The organism is Sulfurimonas sp. (assembly GCF_028694605.1).
In the GTDB taxonomy this organism is placed as follows: domain Bacteria; phylum Campylobacterota; class Campylobacteria; order Campylobacterales; family Sulfurimonadaceae; genus Sulfurimonas.
In genome coordinates this window covers 33,763-46,963 of sequence record NZ_JAQVKP010000001.1, presented here as the reverse complement: position 1 = coordinate 46,963, position 13,201 = coordinate 33,763, and the positions used below count along the sequence as shown (strand labels likewise).

10 protein-coding genes are annotated in these 13,201 nt (G+C 40.0%); 4 read left to right on the top strand and 6 right to left on the bottom strand.

Annotation, left to right across the window (positions count from 1 at the left end; translation table 11 throughout):
• Together PHY84_RS00240 and PHY84_RS00235 are read left to right on the top strand one after the other, a co-directional pair.
• Positions 1-1,077, top strand: coding sequence for an efflux RND transporter periplasmic adaptor subunit (locus PHY84_RS00240; protein ID WP_299856485.1), 1,077 nt, complete (start codon positions 1-3; stop codon positions 1,075-1,077).
• Complete coding sequence (locus tag PHY84_RS00235) at positions 1,070-4,132, top strand: CusA/CzcA family heavy metal efflux RND transporter (RefSeq protein ID WP_299856483.1); 3,063 nt, start codon at positions 1,070-1,072, stop codon at positions 4,130-4,132. Before PHY84_RS00240 ends, PHY84_RS00235 begins: the two co-directional genes overlap by 8 nt.
• 81 nt (positions 4,133-4,213) lie before the next feature.
• On the opposite strand, the gene PHY84_RS00230 is transcribed toward PHY84_RS00235, so the two are convergent.
• The 6 genes from PHY84_RS00230 to PHY84_RS00205 form a co-directional block, all read right to left on the bottom strand.
• Positions 4,214-6,121: a ferredoxin--nitrite reductase gene (locus tag PHY84_RS00230; protein WP_299856481.1), complete on the bottom strand. Its 1,908-nt coding sequence runs from the start codon at positions 6,119-6,121 to the stop codon at positions 4,214-4,216.
• Between the two features lie 102 nt (positions 6,122-6,223).
• On the bottom strand, positions 6,224-7,435 hold the full coding sequence (locus PHY84_RS00225; RefSeq protein ID WP_299856478.1) for an ABC transporter permease: 1,212 nt from the start codon (positions 7,433-7,435) through the stop codon (positions 6,224-6,226).
• On the bottom strand, positions 7,432-8,133 hold the full coding sequence (locus tag PHY84_RS00220; RefSeq protein WP_299856477.1) for an ABC transporter ATP-binding protein: 702 nt from the start codon (positions 8,131-8,133) through the stop codon (positions 7,432-7,434). Before PHY84_RS00220 ends, PHY84_RS00225 begins: the two co-directional genes overlap by 4 nt.
• The gene (locus PHY84_RS00215; RefSeq protein ID WP_299856474.1) at positions 8,130-9,308 is read right to left on the bottom strand and encodes an efflux RND transporter periplasmic adaptor subunit; all 1,179 of its coding nucleotides are present in this window, start codon (positions 9,306-9,308) and stop codon (positions 8,130-8,132) included. Before PHY84_RS00215 ends, PHY84_RS00220 begins: the two co-directional genes overlap by 4 nt.
• Before the next feature lie 3 nt (positions 9,309-9,311).
• Positions 9,312-10,517 (bottom strand): TolC family protein, encoded by a 1,206-nt coding sequence (locus PHY84_RS00210; protein WP_299856472.1) that lies wholly within the window; start codon positions 10,515-10,517, stop codon positions 9,312-9,314.
• A 191-nt stretch (positions 10,518-10,708) separates the two neighbouring features.
• Positions 10,709-10,906, bottom strand: coding sequence for a hypothetical protein (locus PHY84_RS00205; protein WP_299856470.1), 198 nt, complete (start codon positions 10,904-10,906; stop codon positions 10,709-10,711).
• A 158-nt stretch (positions 10,907-11,064) separates the two neighbouring features.
• On the opposite strand from PHY84_RS00205, the gene PHY84_RS00200 reads away from it, so the two are divergent.
• Both PHY84_RS00200 and PHY84_RS00195 read left to right on the top strand, forming a co-directional pair.
• Positions 11,065-12,087, top strand: a complete 1,023-nt coding sequence (locus PHY84_RS00200; protein ID WP_299856469.1) for an adenine-specific methyltransferase EcoRI family protein — start codon at positions 11,065-11,067, stop codon at positions 12,085-12,087.
• Positions 12,084-13,187: a DUF262 domain-containing protein gene (locus PHY84_RS00195; RefSeq protein WP_299856467.1), complete on the top strand. Its 1,104-nt coding sequence runs from the start codon at positions 12,084-12,086 to the stop codon at positions 13,185-13,187. The genes PHY84_RS00200 and PHY84_RS00195 overlap by 4 nt, the downstream gene beginning before the upstream one ends.
• The last annotated feature ends 14 nt before the right edge of the window (positions 13,188-13,201 follow it).

Genomic DNA, 13,201 nt, shown 5'->3' with positions numbered 1-13,201 from the left:
ATGAAAAAGAGACTATTTATACTTTTCGTGCTATGTACAAATATGCTACTAGCAGATATTATCCTCACTCAAGAGCAAGAGAAAAACTGGCAAATAGAACTCTCAAAAGCCAAAGAGACCTCTTTTGTACCTGTTGCTACTTCTATGATGAGAGTAACTACTCCGCCGAAGCTTTTACAAACTATATCTCTGCCTTATGAGGCAAAAGTTATAAGGCTAAGCAAAGCAAATTTTGAGAGTGTAACAAAAGGTGAACTCTTAGCAGTACTGAGTTCATCTAAATGGATAGAAGCACAAAAAGATGCTATCGATGCTTATATAGAGTTTTCTCATAACCAAAACGAAGCAAATCGCAAATCAAAGCTATGTCAAGAGCAGATTATTGCCGAGAAAGAGTGCATAGCAGCCGATGCAGAGTTGCAGAGGGTAAAGGTCAAACTATCAAGTGCTAAAAACTTGCTAAAATCTTACGGTGCAACCGATGAGGCTATACAAAAGCTCACAAGAGATTCGACTATTGTTCCAAATATAGAATTATACTCTCCTGCAAACGGTGTTATTGTACAAACAAATATGGAATTAGGTAAAAATATATCTGCCTCGGATACTCTTTTTATGATTAAAACCGCAGGAGAAGATTGGCTAGAGGGTGAGATAACTCATACTATCGCAAATACTCTTAAACCGGCACAAGAGATTATTGTAAAAATAGACAACAAAGAGATAAAATCAAAAATACTACTTATATCTCCGACAATAAACCCTCAAAATCAAAGCAGATATATTCGCATATTTCTACCAAAAGATGCGAAACTCATAGATGGATTTATAGCAAAAGCAGAGCTTAATATAATAAAAAAAGCTTTAGTAATAACCAAAAAAGCACTTAGCCAAAGCGATACGCAAAATATAGTCTTTGTAAAAAAAGAACAAGCTTATAAACCTATAAAGGTGAGCGTTCTTGCAGAAGATAAAAATTTATGTTATTTAGAGTATAGCGATGAGCTAAGAGGTGATATCGCTACAAGTCAAATAAGCGTATTACTAAACAAGATGCAAGAGAGCCAACATGAATAAAATAATCTCTTTTGCACTTTCGCAAAGGCTTTTTACCTCTTTATTTGCTCTTGTAATACTTGGATTTGGTGTCTATTCTTATAAGAATCTTACCGTAGATGCCTTTCCGGACATTTCACCTATTCAGGTAAGAGTCATTTTAAAATCAAGCGGTATGACTCCGGATGAGATGGAATCTCGTATTGTTATACCGATTGAAACTGCAATGCTTGGCATACCCAATGAAGTGATGATGCGTTCAGCTGCTAAATACGGTATTTGCGATATATCCGTCGATTTTAAAGAAGGAACCGATATCTACTGGGCAAGACAACAAGTTAATGAGAGACTAAGCGGTATAATGGATGAGCTGCCCTCAAACATTGAAGGCGGACTTGCACCCATTAGCACACCTTTGAGTGAGATACTTATGTTTACGATTGAATCGCAAACACTTGACTTAACACAAAAACGCTCTTTGCTAGACTGGGTTATTTCGCCACAGCTTCGTTCCATAAGCGGAGTTGCCGAAGTTAATGCTTTGGGAGGTAAAGTAAAAACTTATGAAGTATCTCCAAAGCTTGATGCAATGCAAACATACAGTATTACACTGGAGCAGATTATATCTACGCTTGAGAAAAATAATCTAAATGACGGAGCAGGAAGAGTTACGCAGGGAGTAAACAGCGTTTTAGTAAGAAGTGTGGGAAGCATAAAAGATATAAGCGACATTGAGAGTTTAACTGTTGCAACTATTGCAAATAAACCAATCTATGTAAAAGATGTTGCAGATATAGGCATAGGTCATTTAACAAGAGCCGGTTTTTCGACTAAAGATGCACAAGGCGAAGCAGTTCAAGGAGTGGTTTTAGGATTAAAAGGTACAAACACACAAGCAGTACTAAAAGAGGTAAAGGAAAAACTATCTCAAATAGAGCCTATGCTACCTGAACAGACAAAGATAAACATCTTCTACGATCGCTCAAATTTGGTAGATTTGGCAACTTCAACCGTAAAAAATTCGCTATTTGAAGCTACCGTGCTTATTGTCATTATACTTTTAGTTCTGCTTGGGAACTTTGCTTCCGCTCTTAGTGTTGCACTAATACTGCCTTTTGCACTGCTTATGAGTTTTATAGCTATGGACTATTTCGGATTAAGTGCAAATCTTATGAGCTTAGGCGGACTTGCCATTGCTATAGGTATGCTTGTCGATTCGGCAATAGTTATGGTTGAACATATCACCGCAGAGCTTGGAGATACAAGACACAAAAATATAAATAAACTCCAAATTATCTATAAAGCCGCAATTGAAATGGCTCCTTCAATTCTAACCGGCGTACTTATCATCATCATAGTATTTATGCCGCTTTTAACACTTGAAGGGCTTGAGGGAAAATTATTTAAACCTGTTGCTCTTAGTATTGTTTTTGCACTCTTTAGCTCTTTGATTTTATCTCTTACGCTTATACCGGTACTAAGTTCATTTATACTAAAAATCCGTCCCGATAAAGAGTCATGGGCGATTAGAACACTTCTTAAAATTTTTGAGCCTACTCTTGATTTTGCTATCAAACATACTAAAATAGTCTTTATCTCTGTTGCTATTTTATTTGCATCTTCTCTCTATCTTGCTTCAAAAACAGGTAAAACTTTTATGCCTACGATGGATGAGGGAACACTTATAGCTATGGTTGAGTCACTCCCTTCTATCAGTCTTGAAGAGAGTATAGAGCTTAACAACAAGCTACAAGCAAAACTTATGGCAGATGTTCCCGAGATCAAATCCATAATAGCTAGAACAGGTACCGATGAAATCGGATTAGATCCAATGAGCCTTAATGATACGGATACTTTTTTTATTCTAAAACCTATAGAAGAGTGGCGCGAACAATCAAAAGAGTGGGTAAAAGAACGCATAAGAGAGTCTCTTGATAGTATGAGCGGTGTCGAATATGTCTTTACACAACCTATCGAGATGCGTGTTTCAGAGATGCTAACGGGAGTTAGGGGAGATTTGGCCATCAATATATTCGGCGAAAATCATGATGAACTAGAACGCATAGCCCAGCAGATAAAAGCTATCTTAGTAAAAACACACGGAAGCAGTGATGTTTATAAAAAAAGCAATGAGGGTGTAGAGTATTTAGAACTCACATTTAACAAAGAAGCATTAAGCCTTTATGGACTAAATGAACAAGATGTAGCCCTATTTATGAAAACAATGCTAAGCGGTACTCAAGTAGGAGTAGTTCAAGAGGGTATGCGTCGCATCAAACTTATGGTAAAAGGCAGTGTAGATAACTCGCTAAATGCTATACAAACACTCTACTATACTCTAAATAACGGTAAAAGTATCCCTCTTGGCAACCTTGTAACATTTACAAAAACTACCGGAGCGGTTATGATTGAACATGAAAACGGATATCGTAAAACAGTCGTACAAAGCAATGTAGAAGGAAGAGATCTTGTCGGATTTGTAGAAGATGTTAAATATCAGATAGAACAACAAGTTAAACTTCCATCAGGCTACTATATAACTTACGGCGGTCAATTTGAAAATCAACAAAGAGCCGCTTCAAAACTACTTTTTATAGTACCTATTGCACTTTTTTTGATTTTTATACTGCTGTTTGTCTCGTTTAACTCTATAATTCAAGCTATATTGGTTCTCATCAATGTACCTTTGGCACTTATCGGAGGTTTTGCGGGGCTATATTTTAGCGGCGAATATATATCCGTTCCTGCATCGGTAGGTTTTATAGCACTGCTTGGTATAGCAGTATTAAACGGCGTAGTGCTTGTAAACTACTTTAACTACCTCATAGACAAAGGACACAGTGTTTTAGATGCTGTAAAAGAGGGTACACTAAAGAGGTTTCGCCCCGTACTGATGACTGCAACCATAGCAGCTCTTGGTTTAGTACCTCTGCTTTTTGCGACAGGTCCGGGTTCTGAGATACAAAAACCTCTTGCTATAGTGGTTATCAACGGTTTAATCAGCTCAACGCTATTAACTCTTATAGTCTTGCCTCTGCTATATCTAAAATTTACAAAAGATAATAAAAATATATGATTTAAAAGTGCGTAAAACTTATTTCTCTCCCGCATTTGCGGGAGGCTTTAGGAGTGGGTGGAGTGTGTGGCATACAAGACTTTACCCTCTACTTATAAAATGCTCCACCTCTGAAAAAACTACCGCTCTGTTTTGCTCTTTTGTCTCTAAAATCTTCTCACACAAAAGAGAGAGGTTTTCATCTGTGCTTGGTGCGAGAGAGCGGATGCTTTGGAGTTTTTCGCTCTTTAGCACATTTGTAAATCTATCGTATGCACTGTATGCTTCTCGCCCTGAGAGTTTCATGTAGAGTTTGCGTCCCAGTTCAAAAAGCTCAAACTCCTCATTTTTTCCTGTGTTTACTTTTTCGCCAAAACCTATCTCAATCTCAATATTTTTCTCTCTCAAATACGCTCCCAGTTTCATCATAAAGCCGATGCAAGCGGGGGTGTAAAGCTTTAGGATGCGTTCATGAAACATCTCAAAACTCTCAAATGGTTTTTTTAATCTTCTATACTCCAGCATCAGGGTCTCGACATAAAGGTGTGCGTATCGTAGCGGAGCCGATTTGATGATGGTATAACCCTCCAGTCCCTCGCTTGTGATTTTTCCGCCAAGGGAGATGTTTACACCGCCCTCCATTTCGCCATCTACTTTGACTTTACATCCCTCAAAACCGATATCTCCAAGCCCATGCAGACCGCATCCTTTGATGCACCCAGACCAGTACATGCGTACCCTTCCCTCTGCAAGCGGTACTTTTTTCTCCAGATATTCCGCCATTTTGATGGCATCACTTTTGTTCTCGATGACACCAAAGGGGCAGTGCTGTGAACCTGCACATGCAATTAGGTGGTTTTTGTAGGGCGAATCAACGCTTTTGTATTTTTGAAAAACTGCCTCGCCTTTTAGTGCGTCCATCTCTTTTACACCAAGTATGTAGATGCTCTGCCCGATGTCAAAACGAATCTCTCCGTCTCCCCATCGCTCACTCGCATCCGCCACACGCACCAAATCACTTCCACTAAAGATACCCGCCGGCACAACCAGATGCACACCAAAAGTTCCGTCTCTTAAGCTTACTTTGCCGTGGTCTGGGTCATTGAAGTCTAGCTTTGTCATCGTCTCGCCTGCGGTTGCAAACTCTACACCGGCATTTTGGCAGATAGCAGAGCGTATCTCCTCCATGCCCACAGCTTCGACTAAAAAAGAGAGGCGGTTTTTGTTTCTGTTGTCACGAAATCCAAACCGCTTAAAGATGTCGATGATAGAGTTATACGCAAGAGGAACCTCATGCGGTAGTAAAAAGATGTCTGCACTTTTTGCCACTTTGCCTACTTTTCCGCCAAGGTACATATTGTAGCCGTACATCCCCTCTTTTTGCGCCAAAACAAAACAGCAGTCATGTCCAAATGCGTTGCATCGGTTGGAGATTGAGCCTGTGATGGATGTGTTAAACTTTCTGGGAAGTGCGCTTATCCACTCATAGTTATGCAAAAATGTACTCTCTAGTTTTTTAAGTAGTTCATACGATGGCAAGACATTATCAAACCCACGTGTATCAAGCGGGTCTGTAACGATGTTTCTAAAGTTGTCCACACCCGTTTGATACGAGCTTATCCCCACTGCACTCATACGTTCAAAGATAGTCGGTATATCTTTGATGTCGATGTAGCGAAGCTCTATCTGTGCACGGGTTGTGATGTCGATATAGTCCTCTCCAAACTCTTGTGCGATTTCACCCAAAACTCTCGCTTGTAAAGCGTTTAGATAACCGCCGCTGATACGAACTCTTATCATAAACTTTTGCGGTGTCTGGTCGTTTTTGTCATAGATGCCAAAGCACTTTAAAAAGTAGTTTTTATCTTCATCAGGAATGGATTCGTAACCCTTTTTTGCATACTGCTCTAACATCTCAAACGCCTCTTTTGGGGATTTGAGTGCTTTTGTCTCTTCGACTTTGTTTAGTTTTTTTGCTCTTGCGTCATACGCTTTTTGTAAAGATTGCATTGTAACTCCGATCTCTATCGAATATAGTCACAATTTTAGCAGTTACAAAAGTGCAAATAGGCAATCTATTGATTACTTTTTAATCAGTGATGAAATATCCTATTACTCATGCCTGAGCGCCTCGATAGGGTTTAGGCGTGCGGCTTTTCTGGCTGGAAAGTAGCCAAAAATGACACCAACCATCGTTGAGAACAAAAATGCAACGATAACGATAAAAGTGTTAAAGATAAGAGGCAAATCAAAAAAGAACGATATACCCACTCCTGCACCCACACCTATGATAATCCCCAAAACACCCCCAAGAGAGGAGAGAACTATCGCTTCTACTAAAAACTGAAGCAAAACTTCTCTCTCAAGCGCACCGATGGCAAGCCGTATGCCTATCTCACGGGTTCGCTCCGTGACGGAGACTAGCATGATATTCATGATGCCTATGCCGCCTACAAGCAGACTAATCGCCGCAACTGCTCCAAGCAAAACGGTCAACATCTGTGTTGTGGAAGAGAGGGTTTGTACCATTTCACGCATATCATGGAGGTTAAAATCATCTTCCTGCCCTGCTCTTATCTTGCGGCGTTCCTGCATAAGAAAGGTGGCGGCTTCTTTGACACTCTCGATTTGCGATGAGGAGTTTGCCGAAATAATCATTCTTGCAACTTCTTTGTTTCCGCCGATGCGTCTTTGAAACATGCGGATAGGGGTGACGATGATAGCATCTTGATCCATCCCAAACATTGCCGCGCCTTTTGCTTCAAGCAAACCGACAACCTCACATGAAAAACTCTCAAGACGGATGGACTCTCCGACTGGATTTAACGCTCCAAAAAGCTCTTTGCGTATGGTCTCGCCTATGACGCACACCGCTTTTCCGTTTTGAAGCTCTATGGGTGAGAACTCTCTTCCCGACGCAAAAACCCAATCTTTGACGACAAAGTAGTCATTGTCGCTTCCCTCAACAGTTGTTGCATAGTTTTTGTTTCCATAAACGGCATGCATTTGGCTTGAGCCAATGGGTGCAACACCTCGGATATTTGCAAGCTCTTTTTTAAGGGCTTCCACATCACTGTGCGTAAATCTTCTTGCCGTTGAGTCTGTTGAGGGCGGACCTTTCTGTTTTTGCCCCGGGACAAGGATAAGCATATTTGTCCCAAGTTTTGAGATACTTTGCGTGATATAGGCTGTTGTGGCATCACCTAACATAACCATAGCAATAACAGAGGCTATGCCTATGACTATACCAAGCGTGGTGAGTGCCGAGCGCAAAGCACTTCTGCGAATTTCACGAAGAGCAAGTAAAAAAGCGTTCCAAATCATTGGCTCTCCTCTTCACTCTTCTCTATACTTCCGTCTCTAAAATATACTCTTCTTGAAGCGTACTTTGCCATATCCATCTCATGCGTTACCATCAAAACGGTAATCCCTTTTTCTTTGTTAAAAGAGCGCAAAAGTTCCATAATCTCGATGCTTTTTGCGGTATCCAAGTTGCCTGTCGGTTCATCCGCAAGCAAAATAAGCGGATTTGTAACGATAGCCCTTGCAATCGCCACTCTTTGTTGCTGTCCGCCTGAGAGTTCGCCGGGCGTGTGGTGTGCGACATGTTCAAGCCCTACATTTTTAAGTGCCTCCATCGCCATCTTTCTTCTTTCATGCATATCATAGCCACGGTAAAGAAGCGGGAGTTCGACATTTTCAACGGCGGTTGTTTTTCCTAGCAGATTGAACCCCTGAAAGATAAACCCTATGTAGTTTCTGCGCAAAAGTGCCCGTTGGTCTTGCGAAAGCAAACCGACATTGACCCCCTCAAAAAAGTACGCTCCGCCACTGAGTGTGTCCAAACAGCCGATGATGTTCATGGTGGTTGATTTTCCCGAACCGCTTGGACCCATGATGGCTAAAAACTCTCCATGTTTTACTTGAAGATTGACACCCTGCATGGCAAATGTTTTTGCCTCTGCCTCTCCGTATGATTTTGTGGCGTTTTGAAGCTCTATAACATACTTTTGCTCTCTCATCGCTCTTTGATTCCCACCAAAACAGAATCTCTCTCGCTTAGTTCCACACTCTCGACAACACTAAAACTTCCATCGCTTTTCCCGACTTTGAGCCCAACTTTAGATGGTTTGTTCTCTCGCAAAACCCATACATGTTTACCCAAAGCATCTCTTTTTTGCATCGGCGGCGTAAAACGAAGTGCCGTATTTGGTACAACAAGAGCATCTTTTATGACATCGGTAACGATATGTGCAAAAACAGTCATCCCAGGGCGAAGAAGCAGCTCCGGATTTTGCACATCGACAACCGCATCATAGGTGACAACGCCGCTCACTATCTGTGAGTTCAAGCGCAGCTGCGCTACAACACCCTTAAAGGTTTTTTGCGGGTACGCATCTACGCTAAACTCGACATTTTGTCCCTCTTTTACATAAGCAATATCGGCTTCATCGACACTGACAATCACCTTCATCTTTGTCAAATCCTCCGCCAAGCTAAAGAGAACTGGAATAGTCATCGCCGCAACCACGCTCTGTCCTGCTTCTACCTTTTTTGCCAAAACTACACCGTCGATAGGCGAGACGACAACAGCTTTTTTAAGGTCGTCCTGAGCCGCTTTTAGCTCCGCATTTGCCTGATTTCGCCCTGCTTTTGCAACCTCCAAAGAGGCAAGCGAGAGTTGGTATGCGGCGTACGCACTGTCAACCTCCTGTCTTGATGGGTAGCCTCCGTTGGTCGCTTTTATCATCTTATCTACACGAAGCCATTCGTTTTTGGATTTTGTAAGCGTAGCAGTTGCCTCTGCCACATTTGCCTCATATTTTGCAAGTGCGGCTTGGTAGCTTGTCACTTTTGAGGAGAGTTTGACGGTATCCAAACGAGCCATCACCTCCCCTTTTTTGACATGCTGGTTATAGTCAACCAAAACCTCGCTTATCGTTCCTGAGACCTCTATACCGACGTCAACGCTGTTTGTAGGTTCCATGTTTCCGCTTGCATCCACCATTACGGTGATGGTTTTTCTCTCAAGCGGTGCGCTTAGATACTCTATCTCATTTTTGTTTTTGCTTGTTTTGTACCAAAAAAAAGCTCCTGCCGCAAGTACGGCAAGAGACAAAAATATAAAATATATCTTAAAACTTCTCTTTTTATGCGCACCCACACCGAGTGTCTGCTCTATATTCTCAACTGCCATCTGCTACTCTTTGTTTGAAATTTGTGAAAAATGGAGTTTTGCCAACTCTAGCTGCATATCTATCTCGCTTATTTTTATGTTGAGCTCTTCTATGGCCCTTGTGTTTTTGATGATTTGCAAATCGTACCCTGTTTTTGTCCCTGCGTCCACCCCCGCTTTGATGGCATCAATCAGCCCATCATACAAAGAAAGGTTTTTTGTGCTTACCTCGTTGTATCTGCGATAACTCTCTATCAGCGCAATAGACTGCTCGTATGAAGCACTAAGCGCTCTTTGCTTGTCAGCAACTTGTGCAGACTGCTTCATCTGCGTTGCCTGTGCTTCTTGGATGGTCGCTTGAGCATTATACGCCAAAGGAATGTTAAGCGCAACTCCCACTCCATAGTATGCGCCGTCATCTCTGGAAGCGTATTTTTTGGACTCGTACTCTCTGTACCCGACATCCGCATTTACGCTGAGTGATGGAAGATAGCCGCTTTTTGTCACGCCGTGAAGCCCTTTGAGGCTCTCTAAATGAAGCTTCTCATAACTAAGCGAGATATTTTCTTGCAAAAAGGTCTCCTTTTGCACTAAAGAGAGGGTTGGAAGTATAACCTCAGACGGGTTTATGTCGCTTATCTTTGCTATATCCTCTTTGAGTTTTGCAAGTGTGTAGTCATAAGTAACGAGGTTTTTTAACTGGCTGCTCTGCTCTACAAGCGCATTGTTTAGCTCCGTGATATCGGCTTTTCCCGCATCGTATAACTGCTGTTTTATAAAAATAGCAATCTCTTGGTTTTTAAGCGTCAACTCGCCCTGCTCTTTTTGATAAAGAGTTTTTTTGTAGTTCAAAACATAGGTGAAAACTTCCTCATTTAACGCCGCCCTTTGGTAGTTTAGAGCCATCGCATCCGCTCTTTTTTTGGCGTCTGCGTACTCTATTTGGTACTCTATGCCTCCTGAACGGAAGATATCCTGCGTTATGGAGGCGGATGTATTTTTACTAAAACCGTAATCCCCCAGATAACTCTTCTCAAACCCCCATGAAACACCAAGATTGAGCGGGGCTACCCAATTGTAGCGCAACTTTTCATTTTCTGATTCGTACCTGTTTTGCTCCTGAAGCAGCAGTTCTTGCTTTTGTGAAGAGAGAAATCCCGCCTCTTGCGCACTCAGCGGCAAAACAAAAAGCAAAAAGTGTAAAAAAGAGAGTATTTTGGCGTTTTTCATCGCTCTGCCTTTATATATCAGTTACTCATACGAAATAGTAAAACAAATAAAGTAACACACCAATTTAATAAGATGTAAAATAGGCTAAACACAAAAAATATTACCACCATTATAATGGAAAACCTCTTAGCGAAGATAGTTACTCACTAAAGGGCACCTCTAAAACAAAATGATGTTTATGTTGAGTAAATTTAAGATTTTTGCTTTTTTACCTCAAACTTCTTTTTTAACTCTTTAAGCTCATTTAGATTTTGTTCAGACTTCTCTATCATCTCATCAAACGCCAAGCCTTTCATAACTGTTTTATAGAGGTTTGGTTTAAATTTTTCCCAATTATATAAAGTTGTTCTATCTATCCCTAAATAACCAGCAATATCTCTTTTATTCATCAATTTTCGCCCTTTTTTATTGCTAAAGGTTACAAATCAACTCATAAAAAAACAACTGTTGAAATAAACAACTATTTATTAAATTTATGTAGATATATTAAACATTTCTAAAATACAATGTTGAACAAATAGACAAAAATTATTAAAAGTGTTGAAATATGCCAAAAGAGAATCAGCAAAAAAAAGCATTAAACAAAAATTTACATAGTGCAAAAAAAGGTAAAAATGATGAGTTTTATACACAACTAGAAGATATAGAACGAGAGCTTAAGCACTACAAAGAGCATTTCAAAAACAAAGTTATTTACTGTAACTGTGATGACCCAAGAATTAGCAACTTTTTTCACTATTTTTCTTACAATTTTGAAAAATTAGGGCTTAAAAAACTCATTACAACATGTTACAAAAATCAAAATAAAGACCTCTTTAGCGATAATACTTCAGAACAAGCGATATGGCTGGAGTATAACGGCGATAAAAACGGCGACAAAGTGCCAAATCCCGAAGAGATAGGTATCCACGAACTCAAAGGCGATGGGGATTTTCGTTCAAAAGAGAGTATAGAACTTTTAAAACAAGCCGACATAGTCGTGACAAACCCGCCTTTTTCTCTATTTCGAGATTATGTCGCACAACTCATTGAGTATGATAAAAAGTTTATCATAGTTGGTCACCAAAACGCCATTACTTACAAAGAAATTTTTCCACTTATTAAAGAAAATAAGCTTTGGTTGGGCTATGGCTTTAAAGGCGGTGCGAGTCATTTTATAAATCAACACTATGAAGACTATGCAACGGCAACGGACAGAAAAGAGGGAATGATACGGGTTTCTGGTGTGGTATGGTTTACCAATATGGAAATAAAAAAACGGCACGAAGATTTGCCTTTGTATCGATCCTATTATGGTCATGAAAGTGAATATCCAATATATGATAATTATGATGCAATTAATATTGATAAAACAAAAGATATACCCATCGATTATGAGGGAGTTATGGGAGTTCCGATAACTTTTATGGATAAATACAGTCCTGAACAGTTTGAAATTTTGGGAGCAACTGAAAGTGAAGGAAAAGGCTTTTCCAATGGGCTTTGGAATGAAAAAAGTAAAATTTCCCAACCTTTGATAAATAAAAAGCGAGTATATAAAAGAATTTTTATAAGGAACAAAAAACTATGAACATAGAACTAAAAGAGATAACCATACGAGAACTCACAAACGGTTATATTGACAACGAAGAAAACGGCGTTGTCGGATACGGAGGCAAGCTTGACATAAGACCGCCTTATCAGCGAGAGTTTGTATATAAAGATAAACAACGAGAAGCCGTTATAGATACCGCGACAAAGGGTTTTCCGCTTAATGTGATGTACTGGGCGATGAAAGAAGACGGCAGTTATGAGGTCATAGACGGGCAACAAAGAACTATATCCATTTCTCAATATATCAACGGCGATTTTGCCTACATGATGCGATATTTCCACAACTTGCAAAAAGATGAACAAGAACAGATTTTGGATTATAAACTGATGGTCTATTTTTGTAGCGGAAGCGATAGTGAAAAACTAGAGTGGTTTAAAACTATCAATATAGCAGGTGAAGAATTAACTGAGCAAGAGTTGAGAAATGCCGTGTATAGCGGTTCTTGGGTAAGTGAAGCAAAAAAGTATTTTAGCAAAAACGGTTGTGTGGCATATAGTATGGCACATACATATATGAGTGGTGCGGTAAATCGTCAAGATTATTTAGAGACGGCTATTTCATGGATTGCACAAAGAGATAAAACGACTATAGAAAACTACATGGCAACTCATCAACGAGAGCCTAATGCTACCGAATTATGGCTCTATTTTAAAAGTGTTATAGACTGGGTAAGTGCTATATTTCCAAAATATCGTAAAGAGATGAAAGGTTTGGAGTGGGGAATTTTATACAATGAGTTTAAAAATGATAAAAGTTTAGACCCAAAAACATTAGAAGTTAAAATATCTGAGCTTATGCAAGATGAAGATGTTACAAGCAAAAAAGGGATATATGAGTATTTACTAACAGGTAAAGAAAAACACTTAAATATCCGAACATTTACGGACAAGCAAAAAAGAGAAGCGTATGAGCGGCAAAACGGAATCTGCCCAAAATGCGTAGAGCCAAACAATCACTATAAACTAGACGAAATGGAAGCAGACCACATTACTCCATGGCATGAGGGCGGTAAAACAGAACCAAACAATTGTCAAATGCTTTGCAAGTTGCATAATAGGATGAAGTCTGGGAAGTAATAGGTTCAAGACCA